Genomic DNA, 20,253 nt, shown 5'->3' on the forward strand with positions numbered 1-20,253 from the left:
GGCTACCTCTCCACCAGCGCTATGCGGGCATTGTACATGTTCATGGCAAACGAAATGCACAGGGAAATGCACAGGTAAACACCCATCCATATCCCGACGATTTCCACCGCCTGACCGGACTGGTTGAGAATGGTGCCGCCCACGCTCACGAATTCCGGATAGCCTATGGCAACGGCAAGCGAACTGTTCTTGGCGATGGCAAGGTATTCACTTGTCATGGGGGGCACGATAACGCGCATGGCCTGCGGCAGAATGACAATGCGCATGACCTGCCGCTCGTTCATGGCAAGGGCGCGTGCGGCTTCCCGCTGGCCGCGGGATACGGCCTCTATGCCGGAGCGGATGATCTCGGCGTTGAAGGCGGAAACGTAGACGGTAAGTCCCACCACCAGCGCCGTGAATTCAGGGGTGAGCCCCATGCCGCCAGAGTAGTTGAAGCCCTTGAGCACAGGGAAATCCAGAAGAAAGGGCGTTCCGCCTGCCAGCCATGCCAGCGAGGGCAGGCCGAGCATGAGCAGCAGGCAGGGTACAAGGCGTTTGCCGGGTTCGCCCGTTTCATCGCGCATGCGCTTTGCGCGCCGCAGCACCAGCCAGCATCCGCACAGGGCGGTGATGAGGGCGGCGACGAAGAGCCATGCTCCCTGCTGGGGCACAAGGCCGGGTAGAAACAGGCCGCGCTTGTTCAGAATGATCCACCCGCCAAGATCAATGGACTGCTTGACCCCGGGCAGCTCCTGAAACACCACGAAATACCAGAAGAACAGCTGCATCAGCACGGGCAGGTTGCGGTTGAGTTCCACATACCAGCGGCAGAGGCGGCTGAGCAGCCAGTTGGGTGACAGTCTGCCAAGGGCGATGAAAAGCCCCAGAAAGGTGGAAGCCACACAGCCTATCACGGCCACCTTCAGCGTGTTGGCAAGGCCGGTTGCCAGCGCCATGATGTAGCTGGAAGATTCCGTGTAGTGAGCGATTTCCACACTGTCGCGGAAGATATAGAGCGTTGCGGCGGGCAGGCCGATGCTCAGCAGCAGGCACAGGCCGAACCATCCGGTGTCCAGCGGTGCCTCGTTGCGGGCCTTCAGGTGGCGGGCAAGTATGCGCGAAAGAAACAGGCCGACAGCGAGGCTTATGAGAAAATACAGAAAGCCGCCTTGGGGCAGGGGAATGCCTGTTGCCTCACCTATGCGGAATCCGGCTTCGGAATGCAGAAAGCCGAAGCCCGAACCTATGCCGCGCGTTTTGAGGTTTTCCAGTGTGTTCCGGTACATGCTGACGGCAAGCCAGAGAAAACTGCCGAGCATGACCGCCTGAAAAGCCCATGCTCTGCCTGTGGGACTGCGCCAGAATGGTACGCGCGGGGGGGCGGAGTGTTCAGTCATGTCATTTCCTGAAAAATGTGGCGGTCGCGGGGGCGAACCGTAACCGTGAAGGATACGCAATGCCCCTTCAGAAACGATGTTCCTGAAGGGGGAAGGTATGAAAGGCGCCGCCCGTTATGGTAACGGGCGGCGCATATGACGGCTAGCGGAAAGGAGGAACGTAGATCAGGCCGCCCTTGTTCCACTGTTCGTTGGGGCCGCGTTCAAGGCGCAGAGGAGTGTTGGCGCCGAGGTTGCGGTCGAAGATCTGGCCGTAGTTGCCCACGGTCTTCAGCACGCGGACGGGAGCGCCCTGATCAAGGCCGAGGTCCTGCCACAGTGTGCCGGTCTTGCCGAGCATACGCTGCACTTCGGGGTCGGTGCTCTCTGCGTATATCTTTTCCACGTTGTCGGCGGTGATGCCGAATTCTTCGGCAGCCATGGTCAGCCACACGGTCCAGCGGACAACGTCTGCCCACTGATTGTCGCCGTGGCGCACAACGGGGCCAAGGGGTTCCTTGGAGATGAGTTCGGGCAGAATGACATGGTCATCAGGGTTCTGCATGAGCGAGCGCTGTGCGGCAAGGCCGGAAACGTCGGTGGTGTGTACGTCGCAGCGGCCTGCATCATAGGCAGCGCGAACGTCGGGCTGCTTGTCGAACACCACGGGGGTGAAGGACATGCCATTCTTGCGGAAGTAGTCGGAAATGTTCAGTTCGGTGGTGGAGCCGGTCTGCAGGCAGATGGTGGCGCCGTCCAGTTCCTTGGCGCTCTTGATGCCGGAGGACTTGCGGACCATCATGCCCTGTCCGTCATAGAGGGTGATGTTGGTGAAATCGAGGCCGAGGTTGGCATCGCGGCTCATGGTGTAGGTGGTGGTGCGGGAAAGCAGGTCGATCTCGCCGGACTGCAGCGCGGGCAGACGCTCCTTGGAGGTGAGCGGGGTATATTTGATTTCCGGCGTGTTCACTGCAGCGCCTACTGCGCGACAGAAGTCTACGTCAAAACCGAAGCGCTGTCCGTTGCTGTCCAGCGCGGAGAACCCGGGGTTCTCGATGTGGGTTCCGCATTTCAGAAAGCCGTTCGCCTGCACGTCCTGCAGCGTACCGGCCTGCGCTGCGGAAGAGGCGAACAGAACGCCAGCCGCAGCAAGGGCAACCAGAATAGAACGCATTTCAAGCTCCTCACACCCCCGAAGACCTGCGCGGCGCAATCGCGGGAGATTCGATTCCTGCACGGATGCAGGTTTGCGCCGGTTCTAACAGCATGGGCCGCATCTTACGATACCCGCCCGCAGGTCGCATCCGGCAACTGGTCCGGCCCGCAGGCGTGGTTTCTTCGTGAATACACTGATGGCACATGTTGCGCAACTGGATTAACCCAGATGAAAGAGTGTTTGTCAATTTGTATGAAGGTGCGTACATAAACCCCTTCGGGCCCGCGCAGGAGCAGGCTCGTTTTTCTGCCTGCAATATATCAACTTTCGGACGGGCTCATGGCGGTATTCCGGTATTATCAGATAGTCAGGGAACACGTGTTGCAACTCATCCAGTCCGGTGCGCTGGCTCCGGGCAGCCAGCTGCCTTCGGAGCGTACCCTGTGCAATGAGCTGGATCTCAACCGCAATACCGTGCGCCATGCCCTGCAGCTGCTCCAGCGGGAAGGCCGGATTTTCAGGCTCGAACGCAGGGGGTGGTATGTGAGCACCAGAAGGCTGGTGTACAACCCCGCGCGGCACGTGAACTTTGCCCGGCTGGCGGCGACACAGGGATTTGAGGCCCGCTGGACCACAACGGACAACGGAGTGGTCGAAATCACGCCCGACATGCCGGAAGACGGCGGCTTTGTGCAGGGAGCCATGGTCTATGAGATGGAAAACGAGTTCTATCTCGACAACCAGAAGGTAGCCTATGTTGTCTCTCACCTGCATGCGGGACGACTGAAGGACATTGTTCCCAAGACCGTTTCGCGCGCACTCACGCAGGTGGTGCAGGAAGAATACGGCATCTCCCTTCTGCAGCGCCGCCTGCTCATCCGTCCCGTGCTGCTGCACAAGCAGGTGACGGACATGCTCGGCCTTTCCCACGGCACGCCCGGGTTGTATGTGCGCCGTGTGAAGACGGATGAGGATGGAGCCGTGCTGTCGTTAGAGCAGGAATACTGGCGTTACGACGCCATTGAGCTGCGCGTGGATGCGGAATAGCGGGCTCGTTTGTGCCAGATGCACTCCCGCCTCGGGCGTGCGCCCATTTTCTTTCTGTTTCTGTCGGGTGAAGGGCAGGTTTGTTCCGCAAAGGGATTGAACGGCAATATATTTGCATGTATTATTCCGAAGTGTTGCCTGTCCCGGCGGGAAGAGTTCGTTCCGGCCCGGTAGTATCTTTCTGAAATGAAACATGGCGGCGACTGCTGTGTCTGCTGCCGTAGCCGTTTCGGCACCGTCCGGTACATGGGTGGGGGTGTCGATGACCAAGGAGACGTTTCGTGCTGATCCCCGTAATCCTGTCCGGAGGTTCCGGTACCAGACTGTGGCCGCTTTCCCGCAAGCTGTTCCCCAAGCAGCTTATGCCCATGCTGGGCGGAAAGACATCTCTGCTGCAGGCCACCGCGCTGCGCACGGCAAAGCAGGCGGACATTTCCGCACCCATTCTGGTGGTCAACGAGGAGCACCGTTTCATGGTCGCAGCCCAGATGCAGGAAGTGGACATCACTCCTGCGGGCATCATCCTTGAACCGGCAGCCCGTAATACGGCTCCCGCCGTTGCCGTTGCCGCACTGACGGCCATGCTGCAGGGCGAAGACCCTGTACTGCTTGTGCTGCCCGCAGACCATTTCATCAAGGATACCGACGCATTTCTCGCCGCTGTTGCCGTAGGTGTTTCCAGCGCCGAGCAGGGCAATCTGGTGACTTTCGGCATTGTGCCGGACAAGCCGGAAACGGGCTATGGCTACATCAAGCGGCCTGCCGGAGCTGCCGATGCCGTCCCTGTTGAGTGCTTTGTAGAAAAGCCCGACCGCCCGACTGCGGAAGAGTATCTCGCTTCCGGCGAATATTTGTGGAACAGCGGCATGTTCATGTTCAAGGCATCGGTTTTTCTCAGCGAGCTGGAGCGTTTCAACCAGCCCATGCTGGCGGCGTGTCAGGCTGCTAGTGCCGGTTCCCGTCATGACCTTGATTTCATCAGGCTGGATAAGTCTGCTTTTTCCGGATGCCCGTCCGACTCCATTGACTATGCCGTTCTGGAAAAAACGGACAAGGCAGTAGTCATTCCTCTTTCCTGCGGCTGGAGCGATGTGGGATCGTGGTCTGCGCTGCAGGAAGTGCGCGACAAGGACGAAAACAACAACGTGTGCATCGGCGACGTGGTCGCAGAAGATACCAAGGGCTGTTATCTCCATTCCACCAACCGGCTCATCGCCACGCTGGGACTTGAAAATGTGGCCCTTGTGGAAACCAAGGACGCCGTGCTCGCCGCCCCGCTGGATAGGGTGCAGGATGTGAAGAACATCGTGGCCACCCTGAGCCGCGACAACAGGGAAGAGGTTATCAGCCACTGCCGCGTGTTCCGCCCGTGGGGCAACTACGAGGGCATTGACCTTGGCGAACGGTATCAGGTGAAGCGCATCACGGTGTATCCCGGCCAGATTCTTTCTTTGCAGAAGCATTTTCACCGCGCAGAGCACTGGGTAGTGGTCAAGGGCACCGCCATTGTTACCAGAGGGGAAGAGCAGGTGCTGCTTGGCGAGGACCAGTCCACGTATATTTCGCTGGGTACCGTGCACCGGCTGGAAAATCCGGGTAAGGTGAATCTGGAACTTATTGAAGTGCAGACCGGGAGCTATCTCGGTGAGGACGACATAGTGCGTCTGGACGATGTGTACGGCCGCAGCGCCGATACAGGGAGCGGGGGAGAGAAGTAATGGCCGACAGCCTTTCGTGCTTCAAGGCGTATGACGTGCGTGGCCGTGTGCCCGACGAACTGAACGAGGACATCGCCTACCGCATAGGCAGGGCGTATGCCGCCTTTCTGCAGCCCGCCAGAGTTGCGGTGGGGCACGATATCAGGCTTTCCAGCCCTTCCATGGCGGATGCCCTTATCAGGGGCCTGACCGAGGGCGGGGCGGATGTCTATCATATCGGCCAGTGCGGAACCGAAGAGGTGTACCACGCGGCGTTTGATATGAACGTCGATGGCGGCATCATGGTGACCGCAAGTCACAATCCCAAGGATTATAATGGGATGAAGTTTGTCCGCGAAGGGGCGCGCCCCATCAGCGGCGACACCGGTCTTGACGAGATTGGACGCATGGCGGCCCGTAACGAATTTGCTCCGGCTGCCACAACGGGCACGGTGTCCTATCACGACAATTCCGGTCGTTATGTGGAGCATCTGCTGGGCTACATTGCGCCGGAAACGCTCAGACCGCTCAAGATAGTGGTCGATCCCGGCAACGGCGGCGCGGGCAAGATCATCTCCCTGCTGGAAAAGCACCTGCCCTTCACCTTCATCAAGGTGCACTTCGAGCCGGACGGCAACTTCCCCAATGGTGTTCCCAACCCTCTGCTGCCGGAGAACCGCGCTGTCACGGCGGCTGCGGTCCGCGAGCACGGTGCGGATATGGGGCTCGCGTGGGACGGCGATTTCGATCGTTGCTTCTTTTTTGACGAGCAGGGCAACTTTATCGAAGGCTACTATCTGGTCGGCCTGCTTGCGCAGGCATTTCTCGCGAAGGAACAGGGAGCCAAGATCATCCACGATCCGCGTCTGACGTGGAACACGGTGGATGTGGTGGAACGTTCCGGCGGTATTGCCGTGCAGTCCAAGACCGGTCATGCTTTCATCAAGGAACGCATGCGTCTCGAAGACGCGGTGTACGGCGGCGAAATGAGCGCCCATCATTACTTCCGCGACTTTGCCTACTGTGATTCCGGCATGATTCCGTGGCTCATGGTGGCCCAGCTTGTCTGCACTACGGGCAAATCCCTTTCCGAGCACGTGGCGCAGGCCATGCGAGCGTATCCTGCCAGCGGCGAGATCAACCGCAGGGTGCGCGATGCCGCAGCCTGCATACGGGCGGTGCGTGATGCGTTTGAAGCGCAGGCCCTGCGTGTGGACGAAACCGACGGCATAAGCCTTGAGTTTGCAGATTGGCGCTTCAACCTGCGCAGCTCGAATACTGAACCGGTGCTCAGGCTGAACGTGGAATCGCGCGGTGATCAGGCACTCATGGAAGAGATAACGCGTACCCTGCTGGATATAGTGGATTCAGTGCAGTAAGCGCACCAATGATTTTCACAGCGAAAGGCCGCTGTCCCAGAGGACAGCGGCCTTTTTTGTTTTGATAGGGCAGGTTACCTGCACAAAGAGTCGTATAGCGCTTCGTACTCATTGAACATGACAGACTGGGCATATTGGCGTTGAACGATTTCAGGGGCCTGTTTCGCAATAGTGTTCCGCAGGGTGTTGTCCTTGATAACAGAGAGTAGTGTTTTCGAAAGTTCATCGGGGGATTCTGGTTGCACCAGGCAGCCATTCTGACCATGCTTCAATATGTCCGGAATATGACCCACACTGGTCGAAATGACGGGTTTTCCTGCTGCCATGGCTTCCAGTAGGGCAAAGGGCAGCCCCTCGGAGCGGGAGGGCATGACAAAACAGTCCAGTGCGGCAAGTATTTCTGGAATATCGCTTCGGGCACCGGCGAGTATAACCCGATTACTTAAACCCAATGCTGCGGCTCTTTCGCGTAAGTGAGGTTCCATGCTGCCAGAGCCCGTATATACAAGCCTCGCTTCGTGCGCACTAACCGCCATTGCGGCAAAGGCATCCAGCAGAATGTCTGGTCCTTTGATGTGCTCAAGTCTGCCCACCGAGCCGATGAGAAAATGGTTTTCTGAAGCCGCAATCTCTTTTCTGAAGCCGCTTCCGTCAGCCTGTTGCAGGGTGGCTATGTCCACTCCGTTCAGGATGGTTTGTATTTTACTGCGTGAAACGCCGTCTTTTACGGCAGAGGCTTCCATCAGTTGCGGAGACACCTCAACAAGGGCGTCCAATCCGTAAGCAAAAAAACGTTTTTCCCAGCGCCTTCGGGCTCGTACATCCAGGTAATGTCTACTGTGTTCGGTCATGATGACCGGGATGCGGCACAGGGTTCCTGCTGCAGAGGCGTAAGCCATGCTGGAGAGGTCATGGGCGTGGAGTAACTGTACTGCGTTCTCTTTCACAAAGCGACAAAGGCCATGTAGCACCTTCCAGTCGAAAAATATGGGGCGCCGCGGGATGTGGTGGATGCTTATGGCGTGTGCATCCAGTGTGGAGGTGTCATAATTCTCGCCATCAAAGCAGACTATGGATGCGCGTGCGCCGCGTCGCGCGTGTTCAACCGCGAGGTCATGGACAAGTTTTTCTGCACCGCCAAGCCGCATGGCAAGAATGGTGTGCGCAACGTGGAGTCCGGATGATGAGGATGATAGCATGAGCAATACTGTGTGGTGGATCAGTGTGAGTAGCCCTGAGAGCTGGCTAAGGCTGGTCGTTCTGTTCAGGTGTGTTAAGCAGCATTGCTTCTACCGGTCCGCCTTTTTCGAGCAGGGAGCGAAGCCTCTCTTTGCTGTCCAGATCTGTCATTTCAAATATGGCCCCGACGTGCAGTTCGTCGCCAAGGGCGTCGATACGTTTGGCTTTGCAGTTGAACCGGAGCGGTAATCTGTCTTCGCCAATGGAGAAAAATACCTCAAAGTCCAGTGTGTCTGAGTTGCTATTTCTGAGAGTTCCGCCAAAAGCGGTATCCTTGCAGGATAGGCCTAATCCTATATGAGAAATATCTCTGATAGTCGCAGCCTGATATTTTCCATGGGTGCCGTTTGTATCCTTCATATAAATCATGGCCGGGAGCGAAAGATGCATGCGGTTGAAAGCTCTTTGATCTGATCCATGCGTTTTGGACAGTTCACGGTAATAGAGGAATTGGTCGACAATGCCATCCAGCAGTTCCTGCGAGGCAATCCCCATTTCCTCGGCAGCGCATTCCAGGCGTCTGCCTATTTCGTTACTGATTTTGTATGTATAGTTTATGGTTTTCACACGAACTCCGTTGTGAAAGAACAAGGAATAATGTGTTTGATAAATATATGAAAGAACTGTGCCATGACTGTTTTTAGCTTGTGTATTAATGTGTAATTATTCAAAATTGTTGCATGTATTGTTCTTGTGTTTATGTTTGAACAGGCTGGCTTGTCAAATCAATGAATCGGTTGCACCTCAAAGACAGGTAGTTTTCAGGAGGCAGCTATAAAACTGTAAGGTTTGCATGCGCTTACTTTTTCTGAGAAATATGGACAAATCAAGTGTAAGTCTTCTTTTTCCAGATTATTGCAGTAAAGCTATGGGGATGGTTCGAAACTCAATGTTCTATTTAACAGCTGGTAATGCTCTTATGCCGGATTTATATAGTTTTTAATTCACAACCCAATTGTTCTCTGGCATATTGGTTTGATATTGTCATAGGATCTGACAATCCTGTGTTCTCTGAAAGGCCAAACCAATTGTGAGGTTGGGACGGAAAGTCAACGGATCTCTGGGGGAGATGGCCGGACTGCCAGAGGGGCGCCAGACGCTCCTAACTTCATGAGCGAATCTGGTCGCGACAGTCTTTTTTGCACTAGCGGGGGGTATGTCCTGAATGGATATGCCAAAGGCAAATCAAGCAAGTCGTGGACTAAGATGGAAAAAATTCACATCATAGATGATCGTAAGGATTTTTGCGTAGCTTTTTCATCCATGATCAAGCGGATGGGCTATCCTTGCGAAACCTCCAATTCCATTAGTGAAGGTATGCAGAGACTCTGGGAGAACCCGAGCGATATTATCTTCATGGATGTCAATTTACCGGAAGGTAATTCCCTTGAACATATAGGGGAGTTGTCGCTTTCTCCGGGAACTCCGGATGTTGTAGTCATCACCGCTAACGGCAATAGTGATAATGCTGAATCCGCTATACGCGCCGGTGCTTGGGATTATCTCGTAAAGCCTATTACGTTTGCGAAGCTGGAAGAGACTGTTACTCGTTGTTTAACACACCGGGCTGCGCGCCGTGAATATGAGCTTAAAGCCGAATTTGAGCGTGGAGATATTCTTGGAAATAGTCCCCGGTTTGAACAAGTGCTTCAGCGGCTTGCCATCGTTTCCCGTTCTATCGGTAATGTGCTTCTTATAGGAGAAACGGGGACAGGTAAGGAACTGCTGGCCAAGGCTATCCACAAGAACAGTGACCGGCGTGATAACGCCTTTATTGTTGTGGACTGTACCAATCTGCCTACGACCCTTGCCGAGAGTATTCTGCTTGGCCACGCCAAAGGAGCTTTTACCGATGCTAAAGAGGCAAGCGATGGCCTGTTCAAGCAAGCGGATGGCGGAACAATTTTTCTGGATGAGATAGGAGACCTGGATCTTTCTATTCAGAAATCGTTGCTGCGCGTACTGCAGGAACGTTCATTCAGGCCTTTGAAATCACTTAAGGAAGTGCAAAGTGATTTTCGTGTGGTGGCAGCCACCAACAAGAATCTTACGGAAATGGTGGAGAAGGGCGAGTTTCGCAGAGACCTTTATTACCGTCTGCGTACCAATGTACTTGAGGTGCCACCTCTAAGGGAGCGCAGGGAGGATATAGCCTCTCTGGTCAGGTACTTTGCGGATTATATTTGCGATCAGCTCAAGATGCCCAAAAAGAAGATATCAAAGGATTTCATTGCAGCGATGGAAGCCTACGATTTTCCGGGCAACGTGCGTGACGTGATTAACATTATGCATACAGCGGTGAGTAATTCCTTTGATGTAGGTACGCTGTATGTGCACCACCTGCCGAGGGAAGTGCGGGCTTTTCTCATGAAGCACTCCATGGCTGGAGGAGATGGTTCCTGCACCAGGGTGGAGGAAGTGGATGTGCCGCTTACGGTAGTCTTTCAAGGGGATGAATTTCCAACAATAAAGGATGTGCGGCGGCAGGTGGTTGATCAGATGGAGCAGGATTATCTGAACAGACTCATTGAACGATTTGGTTTTGAAGTTGTCATGCTTTGCAAAATATCTGGTATGTCGCGCGCAAGATTATATGAGTTGCTGAATAAACACGGTATTTCGCTCAAGAAATAATCCTTCTTTGCTGCTATTACAATAAATAAGCCCCGCTTAAGCGGGGCTTATTTATTGTCCGTTCTTAAAAGATGCAGCCAGCTGTTCAATGCGTTCTGCGCAAAGCAGGGGGGCATTGTATCCTGCAATGATGTGCTGCATGGAATGGGCGTTGTCAGCAAAGCGAGGGGTAGAAAGTATCGTCTGAACGGCAGTATGCAATGTTGCGGTGGACTTCTCAAATTGCTTTGGAGTGATTGTCAGCCCGACTCCCAGAGATTCGACACGGCGCATGTTGAACTGTTGGTCGGGAATGGTGGGAATGCCGATAACAGGGACGCCTTTCCCCAGCGCTTGATAGATGGTGCCGTTTCCGCCATGGCAGATGACCGTAGCGCTTGTTTCAAGCACGTGATTGCCGTCAATGAACGGGGTGACTTTTATATCCGGATGATCTTGCGGAAGGCCATCCGTCTGACCGCCAGTTGCAATTACTCCGCGCATGCCATGGGTGTCCAGCATGCTGAACACTGTCTCAAAAAGAGCAGGAATGGCTGTGGACCCCATGCTGACAAAGATGAGGGGGCGAGCGTCCTTTTGCGCTTTCATCTCTTGCCACCAGTCGGGTGCGGGGGAGTTGCCGTTCCATACAATAGGGCCCACATAGTGATAGTCGGGCGGAAGCCGCCGCGTCGGGAAATACTCGGGTGTATCAGCCAGAAGCGTCAAGTTGCCGCCTGCAAGACAGTTTGTAGCGGTGGCGGTCCTAGGCAGGCCATATTGCTTTGAGCGTTTCGAAAAGACAGGCACGGCCGTATTGAAGATGGTCATCTCCAGCCAGAGGTTCAGGGCATCCAACCATCTGCTCCAGCCTTTGGATTCCATGGCGCATAGTGGCGAGTTGTGGCCGCAGCTGGCCTGGATTGATGGAAACAACGGCATATAGGGATTAGCCCTATATGCCGTGGATGAGACATTGACTATGGCGGCATGGGCGATGCGGGCTATGTGGGTTGATATTCTTGCAGAGAAGCGTCCGTCCGTGAGCACTACATCCGGGCGGACAGATTTGAAGAGTTCCACGTCTTCATCAATCATTCTGTCCAGCGTTGTATCATCAACGAAGCGTAATTTACCGTCGCGGATATTATCAAAAAGTTGCTTCGGATCTGGCTCGAACAGTGGGTGGATTGCGAACCCTTCCTGTTCCAGAATGCGCATCTTTGGGCTCTCTCCTGCAAACTCTACAAGGTGTCCCCGTTGCCTGAGTTCCTTGCCTACCTCAAGAACCCTGCTCAAATGTGAATAGGTGTGAGAGTAGGGGATGCAGAGAATGCGCATGGCTGCCTCCTGGGGTTTATGCTGTTTGGGGAAAGTGGTTGTATGGTTGTGTCGGGATAGTTTTCATTTTGCAAGTATAGTTTATGTTGTCAGCTCATTATGTCGCAAGGGGCATTTGGTGCTCCCCTTGTGCAGGGGCGTGGCTGGCTGGAGAATGAAAAAGAGGCGCAGACCATGCGGTCTGCGCCTTCATTATTTGTCACCAGAAGAGGAGTTAGGCTACCTGGTTCTTGCGGCAGAAGAAGCCGAGTACCAGCAGGCCAAGACCGCTCAGCAGGATGGTTGCGGGTTCCGGTACGGTGCCAAACTTGCTGGATCCATCAATCTGGAAGACGAAGTCGCCAGGAGATCCGTCTCCATTGGGTGCTCCGACTATATGGTCGTAATCACCAAAACCCGCCAGTCCTTCGTAGTCGATTTCAATAACGTTACCATCCTTTGTGTCAATGGACTCGGTGGGGGGCAGGGCTTCTTCAAAGGGAAGAGACTGACCGGCCTTGAAAGTGAGGGTGAAGTACAGGCTGCCAGCATCAAGAGCATCCTGGGTGGCCTGATCAAGCAGGAAGAAGAAGGGGTTAAGATAGTTGAGCGTAATGGTTGCAATAGTGTTGCCGCTACCTTCCATGGCACCGTAACCGGGCATGGTGTCTGCTCCGCTGCTGTCAAAATCAACCAGATTTCCGGTTAATTCAAAGTCGGACTTCTGTACATCAGTGAATATCCCATCCAGAATCTTGGTCCCGTCATTGTACCCGGTGTTTACATTAGCGTCTGAATCCGCATCCCAGAATGCCTGGAAATAGCTGTTGTCGGGGTTCTTCAGGGCAAAGTTAACTTCATTAGCAGTGTAGGTCCCAACTTCCTCGAAGCCTGCAATAGCGGTAACTTCATACCCGTTTACAGCCTGTACTCCTCCGCCAGCAAGATTGAAAACGGACAGCAACGACTGCATGTATACATATGAATTGTGGGTCCAGGTTGATCCGTCAGCGGGAATGACCGAGTCTACCGCAACGCCCGCGCCAACATTCCAGTCTAATCCAGAGATTTCAAACGCGCCGTCCATAGAACCGGTTCCGGTTGGGTCAAAGAAAATTGACGCATGGGCTGACACGCTCCCAGCGATGACCATTAACGCAACTGCAAGTGTAGCGATAAGCTTTTTCATTTTTCAACCTTCCTTAAGATTTTCTGGAGGGGAAAAACGCCCCCTAGTAAATTCTGACACGATTGTATTCGTTTAATGCATGAGGTGTGCCATGTGCATAGTGTGCCTATTTTATTATTTTTATGTCGTCTTTATCTACGTGTGAGATGGTTTGCTTGCTTACATATGTGACAGGTTGTCCGACAGTTATCGATAGAACTTACACGGGGGTGAACTTGAGCAAGATCTTAATAACAAAAGCGGCCCGCTCAATGGTTTATCAAGCAGGTCGCTTTGGCGTTTCTTGTGGTTTTTAGTATGAATATAAGGTTGTTATGTTACCAGAACCACCAGCGTTCATACCAGATGACATAGAGCCCCAACAGCAGGTTGGTCACGGCGTGAGAGAGTATGCACTGGGCAATGCTGCCTGTGCGCCAGTAAATGAAGTTGTATGCGAGACCGGCAAGAAAACCTGCTGCAACGGATTGGTGTTCCAGCGCAAAAATAATCGCAGTCCCGAAGAAAGCCAGTGGCGATATGCTACCCACGGGCAGAGAGGTAAAATCTGTTTTTTGCAGATACCGGATGAGAAAGGAGCGCCAGAATAGTTCTTCAATGATAGGCACAACCAGTGCAGCTCCGGTAAGGCGCACAGCTATAAGAGCCATTCTGGGGAGTCCATCAGCTGCAGCCTGAGGTGTGAAGGTGCCCTGGGGCATGTTCATAACTGCCCATGGCTGTGTCAGATAAATCCAGGCCCCGAAAACCATTATGCCGATGAAAATGCTCAGGACCGATGAGCTCAGTCGCCAAAGATCTTTCCACTGTATTTCACTGTAATATCTGTAGAAAAATATCATGGAAACAGCGGTGAAGCATATCTTTACAGGATAAAGGAGAGTCTGGTTTTCCGGAGACAACAACGATGACGTGCCGGGAAGCAGGACCAGAATCTCGTTTATGGCCACAAAGAGCATGTATATGGCAAAGGGGGCAACACGCGGAAGATAGGCTGGAAATTGCATTGGGTTCGAGCTCTCCGGTACTGATTATTTCTTGGTAGAGATGAATACGTCTGTGCGGAGACCGCTTACCAGCGGTCCGGGGGCGTCAAGCGTAATGATGACTTCCAGAACCTTTCTATCCATAGTTTCGGCAGGATCTCCGGAACTGATTTTTTTTCTGCCCATAATCTGGCTGATGCGGGTGATACGGCCGGGAAAGCGCTGCTCTCCGAAAGCAGTGGCTGTGGCATAGGCCGGTTGGCCAAGGCTCAGATGCCCGATATCCTTTTCATCGACCTCTGTCCTGATGTTCAGGACGCTTATGTCTCCCAGTGCCAATACCGGACTGTCGAAAAGAACGGAAACTGCCTCACCGCCTTTGCGGATGAGGCGTAGAACTGTTCCGGAAATTGGAGCGGTTAATCTGGTTTTGGCCAGTTCCGCTTCGGCTTCATGGAGCCTTGCCTGGCTGGCATTGACCGAGAATGCCGCTTTATTAATGTCTTCAGACCGGAATGGACGGTCTGCAAGTTCAAATCGTAGTAGCGCTTCCTTATGTGCTTCTTTGGCTACATAATATTCCTTCCAGGCTCTGTCTGTCTCTTCAGCGGCGATATGATTCTTCTTGAGCAGAGCATCTCTGCTTTTGGCTTCTCGCAGATTTTGTTCCATGACCATTTTCGCTTGCCTGGCCGCAGCCCAGGCTTCATCTCTTTCCTGTGGACGCCCTCCTGAAGCCAGCTTGCGATATTCGGCTTCGGCAATATTGACTTCAGCCCGGGCTATCTCAACTTTGGCGATGTAAGAGTCCTGACGGAGGCTGGCCAGCAACTGTCCCGATTGAACGGCTGCGCCCTCCGCTACAAGCACTTCTTCAATCAGGCCGCTCTGTTCAAATGAGAGTTCCAGCTCTTCGGAAACCGGTTCAACAATGCCGGAGGCGACAATGAACTTATTTCCGGCCTCAGCAATATGTTGCGCCGCAGGAGTAACCGGTAAAACCACTTCGGATTGGGCAGCCATATGTTTATCCAGATATACATATCCGGCCCCCGCTGCCAAAAAGGATATAAAAATGATGAGTAAGACTTTCATGCTTTATCTCCTCCGGACGGACTACGCGCTCCCTGCGAGGGGCGGGCTAACGGATTCATGGTGCTGTCGCTGGGGCCGATGAGGTGTCCGTCTTCGATGCGTAATATCCTGTCAGCAAAATCTATGATGCGATTGTCATGCGTTACAATGACAACCGCACGATTGTGTTCTCGGGCAAGTTTTTTCAGCAAATTCATAATGATGGTTCCATTTTCGGAATCCAGTGCGGCCGTAGGTTCATCAGCCAGCATGAGAGTTGGGTTGCCCGCAAGCGCCCTGGCAATAGCCAGACGCTGCTTTTGTCCGCCGCTGAGCTTGGACGGATGGTTGTCCAGTTTGTCTCCGAGCCCTACACTTTGTAAATGTGTGGCTGCTTCATCTCGTGCCCTTTTGCCGCTCTCACCTCGCAGTGCGAGTGCGACCTGCACATTCTGCAAGGCGGAAAGGCTCGGGAACAGGTTGTACTCCTGAAAGATGAAACCAATATGCTGCAAGCGCAACTGGCCTTTCTTAGTGGAGGAAACTCCGGTCATGGACTGTCCTGCAATGGATATTTCTCCTGAACTGGGGCTCAGGATGCCACCCATGATGGAGAGCAGAGTGGTTTTTCCGCTTCCCGAGGGGCCCATGAGCATGACGATTTCTCCCTTGTTCACGGAGAGACAGACGTTCTTAAGTGCATGGTGCACAGTGGTGCCGGTTGTGAAGCTCTTGCTTATATTGTCTGCGACGAGAACCTGCTGCATGGTTAGCGCCCCTTGAAAACAATTGCAGGATCAATGGTCGTGACCTTGCGAATGGAAATGAACGATGCGGTCACACACATGATGATGGTCAAACCGAGCATGCCGAGGGCGACGTTTTGTGGCAGTAGAATGGCTGCATCTCCGCCAGTGTTGAGTTTGACGATATACATACAGATGATCATGCCGCACCCATAGCCCAGAGAGGCGCTGATAATGGCCTGCAGGATGAGTATCTTATATATGAAGCTGTTAGGAGCGCCCATGGCTTTGAGCGTGGCAAATTCCGCCATGTGATCCAGCGTTGTGGCATACAGCGTCTGCGCAACGACCACCATGCCGACAATAAAGCCTAGCAGGGCGGCCAGCAGAAGAGATACGCCTGCACCGGTGCTGAACATCCAATAATGCTCTGTTTTTTGGGCGAACTCTGCGGATGTAAACACGTCCACGTGTGGCACCTGTCGTCGTATTCTGTCCCGTAGAGTTTCGGGGGGGATGCCACTTTCTGCTTTTACCAGAACGTAGGTCAGCTGCTCCGGTTTGACAGCACTGTACTTGGGAGCATTCTTAAAAGCAGTGAAGACGTAGGGAGATGTTGTGAACGAGCGGATACCGGAGGTCAGGCCGATCACGCGCGCCCGCTTTCCTTCAATTTCCACTTCCTGACCAAGGCTCTCCACTCCGAGACGATCAAGATACAGCTGGTCCAGAAAAACCGTATCGGCGGCATCAAGCATTTCTGTTTTGCCCTGTGTCAGGTTCCACGGGCCCCCAAGTCCCGTCGCCATGTCAAATCCGACTACCTCTATGGATTCTTGCCCGCCCCCTTTTTTCTTCCATAAGGAAAAATGGACAACCATTGGGCTGGCCTTGGCAACACCAGAGACGGATCGGACTTCATACAGTTTTCCCTCGTTCATGGGCATGGCGATGTCGAAATTTTTCACCCCTTTGGAGGCAACCCATACATCGGCCCCACTGTGTCTGATGACGCCGGAGATGGTGTCCACGAATCCAAGAAATAGTCCTACCTGCACGGTGATGAGAACAACAGCAAACACGATGCCTATCAAGGTGACAGACAGTCTTATCTTATCGTGGAAGAGGTTTTGCCATGCTATTGTGGAAATCATGCCAGTTCCGACTGTGTTGCTATTTATTTGCGTTGTATGACTATTTCAGACGATTGTGCCGCGTGTGGTCGTTGGCTATTGTTGGTGCTTTTATTCTGTTAAGTTTGGTGGTTAGTACGGATGGTTGCTGTGGGGTGTCTCAATGTTATCCGGAAATATCAGACAGATTAAGTAGGGGATGTATCAGATTGTTCATAGGTACTGCATAAAACAAGCCGCATGAAAACTGTGAAATGAAAGCCGACTATGCCAGCGTAGAAGATTCCAATATTCAGATTAACATATGAGAATCAAATATGAAACTGTCGACTATTCTTTCATTTTTTAGAAAAAGGCTGTTTTTACCAGTCTGGAAAATGTGGACAAATAGCAGGTGTTGGGTGGTTGTAGTGTAAGAAACCATGACAGTATGGTTTCGGATGTAAATAAAAAAGGGCAACGATTCCGGCTTATCCACCACTTCAATGAATGTGTCGGATTTTTTGGCATGCCTTTGGCAATGTGGCTATTGCGACTAAGCAGGCTGAACATGGTGGGTATGACTTTGTATGGGGCGAAGTCGACCGTAAGAATCATGTTGAGCAATTAATCACTATCATTATGGGGGGAACCATGGCTTTCTGCCGTAATATCCTTTGTCTTTTGTTTCTTTTGATTATGTCCGGCTCTGGTTGTGCCGGAGATAATAGCAGTGATTTTTTTAAGGAAGGGGAGCAGCTGCTAAAGGATGGTAATCCCGGGGGGGCTATTGTTCTGTTCAAAAGTGCTCTTGAGCAGGATCCTGGTTTCTACGATGCCCGTGTGAAGCTGGGCATTGCCTATATGTACAGCGGGAAACCGGAGCCGGCTGAAAAGGAATTACAAAAGGCCTTTCATCAGAAGCAGGATGATCCTGCTCTGCTGATTGCTATGGCTCGTTTGTATGCAGCATGGAATAAGGGAGAAGAGGCGCTGAAGCCTCTGGCGCGTCTAGAAAGTCTATCTATGATGAATGCCGAGAGCGAAGAATTGCTCGGCCTTGCCAAAGCCATTCAGCGCGATAAGCCTGCTGCAATCGCCGCATTCAAGCGTTCTCTCGAGCTTGAACCCAAACGCCACTCTGCGCGCCTTGCGCTTGCTCGCTACTATTTTTTCCAGCAGATGTATGACGACGCGCGTTCCGAACTTGCTACCCTGGTTGTGGATACGCCTGATGATTTTTCGGCACTCCGCCTGGCAGTTGATCTTGAGATGAAGTCTGGCAGTGCTGAGTCCCAGAAAAAGGCATTACACAATGTGTTGAGGGTAAGACCTTCGGATACCTACAGCCGTTACTGGCTTGCAGTTATGATGTTGCGTGATGGTGATGTGACCGGGGCTCAGGTAATGCTGGCTTCCATGAAAAAGGATGCGGCTGAAGATTATTATACGAGAATGCTTGAAGGCGTTCTCGCATTCAGAGCGGCAGACTATACCACTGCTTTGAATCAGTTTCAGAAGAGCGTGTCCTTAAAGCCTACTTACGATGCCTATTTTAAGCTCGGCGTTGCGGCTGAAGCAAAGGGCGATCTTGAAACAGCTCTAAGTCATTTTCAGGTTCTAGTTGATCGATGGCCCAACGATGAGGCTTCTCGCCGCATGATTGCGACGATATTGTTGAAGCAGGGCCGTACCGAGGAGGCCGCACTGGTTGCCGAGAAAATGGTAGAGATCAATCCCGAGAATGTCTGGGCCAACTTCATGCTTGGTAACAGCCTGATGGCCAAAGGTGAGCTGGATAAGGCAGAACAAGCCTTTGATGCTGCCATTGCCAAGGAACCAGGTATGGTTCTTGCCCATCTGCGCAAGGGCGCAATTCATAAGGCAAAGGGCGAAACAAAAGAAGTGCAGACATCTTTAGAGTCTGCTGTGGAAGGAGCACCTGATAACTTGCTTGCCCGGACGGCATTGGCAAATTTTCATTCCCAACGCGGGAACATTGCTGAAGCGCGCAAGGTTCTGACTGGGGGCTTGGGCTCCGGTAGTACGGGTGATGCTCAGGTCCACAACCAGCTTGCAGCACTGGACGTTGCCGAAGGGAAAAAGGCAGATGCTATTGCTCATTATGACGCAGCGATCAAAGCTGATCCGGTCTTTGAGCCCTCCTATCTTGGCAAGGCTAACCTTCTTCTTGCAGAAGGTAGTCAGGAGAAGGCGTTAGCAGAACTTGATGCTCTTTTGGAAGTAACTCCGGAGTCTGTCAGAGGTCTGATTGCTTCTGCCGCTATTTTGGATGTCCTCGGACGCGAGGCTGATGCTGATGCCCGCCTGCTTCGGGCGCGGTCTGTATCCCAACACCCAGCGGTACTTGAATTGATCGCTGTGCGCTATTTGCGCAAGGGGCGTACGGACGAGGCACTGGCGACTCTGGCCTCTGGGGGGGGCGGCGTCGGTTCCGAACCGCTCATTAATCTGCGGGCCAGCATTCTTATGAATAACAAACGCCCGGATGAAGCGCTACAGATCTATGATTCAGTTATCGGAACCATGCCCATGCTCGCCCGAACCGGAAAGTATAGAATTTACAACCAGACGAAGCAGTATGGCAAAGCCTTTGATGTTGCCCGTGAGATTGAAACATTTGCTACTGCACCTGCTGAAACGCAGTTGGGCACCATTTATGCCAGCCGTGCCCTGGAAAAACAGGGTAAGAGCAAAGAAGCCTTTGATGCGATTGAAGTCGCCTATAGATCCTCTCCGTCCCCGGAACTGCTCCTTGAGCAGGCGTCCATGAGTGCCCGCCAGCAGAATCTGGAAAAAGCGGAAGCCTATCTTACTGCCTGCATCAAGCAATATGAGAACTACGCGCCCGCGAAGAGCGCCTTGGGTAACCTGTATTTGCTGAAAGGTAACCGTAAGGAGGCTATGCAGATTTATGAAGGTCTGGTGCAGGATGGAGGGGCGGACATTACCGTTCTGAATAACCTTGCCATGATCTATATCGACTCCAACACAAATAAAGAACAGGCTCTCAGAATCGCCTATGCGGCCTATTTGAAAGATCCCGCCAACCCTGCCGTTCTGGATACGCTGGGCGTAGTGTTGCTCGGGAACGAGAGAGCTGCGGACGCAGTCCGGGTTTTCCAGCGTGCAGTTGTTCTCATGCCGGATCGCCCGTCTTTAAGATACCAGCTTGGACGTGCTCTTGTTGGTGCCGGAAAACGCGCTGAGGCTAAGAAAGAACTCAAATCCGCTCTTGAAATGGGGAGTTTTCCAGAAGCGGACAAGGCTCGGGCGTTAATGGGATCGTTAGAAAAAAGCTAACAGCCCTATATGG

General features: G+C 53.1%; 15 protein-coding genes and 1 riboswitch. Of the genes, 5 read left to right on the forward strand and 10 right to left on the reverse strand.

What is annotated here, in order from left to right; translation table 11 throughout:
* Nucleotides 1–2: 2 nt before the first annotated feature.
* Together HUV30_RS07665 and HUV30_RS07670 are read right to left on the reverse strand one after the other, a co-directional pair.
* Complete coding sequence (locus HUV30_RS07665) at nucleotides 3–1,379, reverse strand: amino acid ABC transporter permease (RefSeq protein WP_174404855.1); 1,377 nt, start codon at nucleotides 1,377–1,379, stop codon at nucleotides 3–5.
* A gap of 142 nt (nucleotides 1,380–1,521) precedes the next feature.
* A complete protein-coding gene (locus HUV30_RS07670) occupies nucleotides 1,522–2,532 on the reverse strand; it encodes an amino acid ABC transporter substrate-binding protein (RefSeq protein WP_174404856.1) in 1,011 nt (336 codons plus the stop codon).
* 321 nt (nucleotides 2,533–2,853) lie between these two features.
* Here HUV30_RS07670 and HUV30_RS07675 point away from each other — a divergent pair, with 321 nt between their 5' ends.
* The 3 genes from HUV30_RS07675 (at nucleotide 2,854) to HUV30_RS07685 (ending at nucleotide 6,637) form a co-directional block, all read left to right on the forward strand.
* Entirely contained in the window at nucleotides 2,854–3,561 is a 708-nt protein-coding gene (locus HUV30_RS07675; RefSeq protein ID WP_174404857.1) for a UTRA domain-containing protein, read from the forward strand.
* Nucleotides 3,562–3,842: 281 nt separating this feature from the next.
* The gene (locus HUV30_RS07680) at nucleotides 3,843–5,279 is read left to right on the forward strand and encodes a mannose-1-phosphate guanylyltransferase/mannose-6-phosphate isomerase (RefSeq protein WP_174404858.1); all 1,437 of its coding nucleotides are present in this window, start codon (nucleotides 3,843–3,845) and stop codon (nucleotides 5,277–5,279) included.
* Nucleotides 5,279–6,637, forward strand: coding sequence for a phosphohexomutase domain-containing protein (locus tag HUV30_RS07685; RefSeq protein WP_174404859.1), 1,359 nt, complete (start codon nucleotides 5,279–5,281; stop codon nucleotides 6,635–6,637). The genes HUV30_RS07680 and HUV30_RS07685 overlap by 1 nt, the downstream gene beginning before the upstream one ends.
* A gap of 74 nt (nucleotides 6,638–6,711) precedes the next feature.
* On the opposite strand, the gene HUV30_RS07690 is transcribed toward HUV30_RS07685, so the two are convergent.
* On the reverse strand, nucleotides 6,712–7,785 hold the full coding sequence (locus HUV30_RS07690) for a glycosyltransferase family 4 protein (RefSeq protein WP_174404860.1): 1,074 nt from the start codon (nucleotides 7,783–7,785) through the stop codon (nucleotides 6,712–6,714).
* Nucleotides 7,786–7,882: 97 nt separating this feature from the next.
* Entirely contained in the window at nucleotides 7,883–8,443 is a 561-nt protein-coding gene (locus tag HUV30_RS07695) for a PilZ domain-containing protein (RefSeq protein WP_174404861.1), read from the reverse strand.
* 441 nt (nucleotides 8,444–8,884) lie between these two features.
* Nucleotides 8,885–8,962: riboswitch (cyclic di-GMP riboswitch) on the forward strand.
* 24 nt (nucleotides 8,963–8,986) lie between these two features.
* On the opposite strand from HUV30_RS07695, the gene HUV30_RS07700 reads away from it, so the two are divergent.
* The gene (locus HUV30_RS07700) at nucleotides 8,987–10,510 is read left to right on the forward strand and encodes a sigma-54-dependent transcriptional regulator (protein WP_243452110.1); all 1,524 of its coding nucleotides are present in this window, start codon (nucleotides 8,987–8,989) and stop codon (nucleotides 10,508–10,510) included.
* Between the two features lie 51 nt (nucleotides 10,511–10,561).
* Here the strand turns inward: HUV30_RS07700 and HUV30_RS07705 are convergent, their stop codons facing one another.
* The 6 genes from HUV30_RS07705 to HUV30_RS07730 all read right to left on the reverse strand — a co-directional run bounded on the left by HUV30_RS07705 (nucleotide 10,562) and on the right by HUV30_RS07730 (nucleotide 16,958).
* On the reverse strand, nucleotides 10,562–11,830 hold the full coding sequence (locus HUV30_RS07705; protein ID WP_174404862.1) for a glycosyltransferase: 1,269 nt from the start codon (nucleotides 11,828–11,830) through the stop codon (nucleotides 10,562–10,564).
* A 214-nt stretch (nucleotides 11,831–12,044) separates the two neighbouring features.
* On the reverse strand, nucleotides 12,045–12,998 hold the full coding sequence (locus HUV30_RS07710) for a PEP-CTERM sorting domain-containing protein (protein WP_174404863.1): 954 nt from the start codon (nucleotides 12,996–12,998) through the stop codon (nucleotides 12,045–12,047).
* A gap of 317 nt (nucleotides 12,999–13,315) precedes the next feature.
* A complete protein-coding gene (locus HUV30_RS07715; protein ID WP_174404864.1) occupies nucleotides 13,316–14,005 on the reverse strand; it encodes a CAAX prenyl protease-related protein in 690 nt (229 codons plus the stop codon).
* A 24-nt stretch (nucleotides 14,006–14,029) separates the two neighbouring features.
* Complete coding sequence (locus HUV30_RS07720) at nucleotides 14,030–15,079, reverse strand: HlyD family secretion protein (protein WP_174404865.1); 1,050 nt, start codon at nucleotides 15,077–15,079, stop codon at nucleotides 14,030–14,032.
* Nucleotides 15,076–15,825, reverse strand: a complete 750-nt coding sequence (locus tag HUV30_RS07725) for an ABC transporter ATP-binding protein (protein WP_174404866.1) — start codon at nucleotides 15,823–15,825, stop codon at nucleotides 15,076–15,078. The genes HUV30_RS07720 and HUV30_RS07725 overlap by 4 nt, the downstream gene beginning before the upstream one ends.
* Nucleotides 15,826–15,827: 2 nt before the next feature.
* Nucleotides 15,828–16,958, reverse strand: coding sequence for an ABC transporter permease (locus tag HUV30_RS07730; protein ID WP_174404867.1), 1,131 nt, complete (start codon nucleotides 16,956–16,958; stop codon nucleotides 15,828–15,830).
* 501 nt (nucleotides 16,959–17,459) lie between these two features.
* On the opposite strand from HUV30_RS07730, the gene HUV30_RS07735 reads away from it, so the two are divergent.
* Entirely contained in the window at nucleotides 17,460–20,240 is a 2,781-nt protein-coding gene (locus HUV30_RS07735) for a tetratricopeptide repeat protein (RefSeq protein WP_174404868.1), read from the forward strand.
* The last annotated feature ends 13 nt before the right edge of the window (nucleotides 20,241–20,253 follow it).

It is taken from the genome of Desulfovibrio subterraneus (assembly GCF_013340285.1).
GTDB lineage: Bacteria > Desulfobacterota > Desulfovibrionia > Desulfovibrionales > Desulfovibrionaceae > Halodesulfovibrio > Halodesulfovibrio subterraneus.

Excerpts from the sequence above, each read along its gene's own strand:
- HUV30_RS07705 (WP_174404862.1), bottom strand. The coding sequence starts at position 11,830 with ATGCGCATTCTCTGCATCCCCTACTCTCACACCTATTCACATTTGAGC.
- HUV30_RS07685 (WP_174404859.1), top strand. The coding sequence starts at position 5,279 with ATGGCCGACAGCCTTTCGTGCTTCAAGGCGTATGACGTGCGTGGCCGT.
- HUV30_RS07665 (WP_174404855.1), bottom strand. The coding sequence starts at position 1,379 with ATGACTGAACACTCCGCCCCCCCGCGCGTACCATTCTGGCGCAGTCCC.
- HUV30_RS07690 (WP_174404860.1), bottom strand. The coding sequence starts at position 7,785 with ATGCGGCTTGGCGGTGCAGAAAAACTTGTCCATGACCTCGCGGTTGAA.
- HUV30_RS07710 (WP_174404863.1), bottom strand. The coding sequence starts at position 12,998 with ATGAAAAAGCTTATCGCTACACTTGCAGTTGCGTTAATGGTCATCGCT.
- HUV30_RS07715 (WP_174404864.1), bottom strand. The coding sequence starts at position 14,005 with ATGCAATTTCCAGCCTATCTTCCGCGTGTTGCCCCCTTTGCCATATAC.
- HUV30_RS07720 (WP_174404865.1), bottom strand. The coding sequence starts at position 15,079 with ATGAAAGTCTTACTCATCATTTTTATATCCTTTTTGGCAGCGGGGGCC.
- HUV30_RS07670 (WP_174404856.1), bottom strand. The coding sequence starts at position 2,532 with ATGCGTTCTATTCTGGTTGCCCTTGCTGCGGCTGGCGTTCTGTTCGCC.
- HUV30_RS07700 (WP_243452110.1), top strand. The coding sequence starts at position 8,987 with ATGAGCGAATCTGGTCGCGACAGTCTTTTTTGCACTAGCGGGGGGTAT.
- HUV30_RS07730 (WP_174404867.1), bottom strand. The coding sequence starts at position 16,958 with ATGATTTCCACAATAGCATGGCAAAACCTCTTCCACGATAAGATAAGA.
- HUV30_RS07675 (WP_174404857.1), top strand. The coding sequence starts at position 2,854 with ATGGCGGTATTCCGGTATTATCAGATAGTCAGGGAACACGTGTTGCAA.
- HUV30_RS07725 (WP_174404866.1), bottom strand. The coding sequence starts at position 15,825 with ATGCAGCAGGTTCTCGTCGCAGACAATATAAGCAAGAGCTTCACAACC.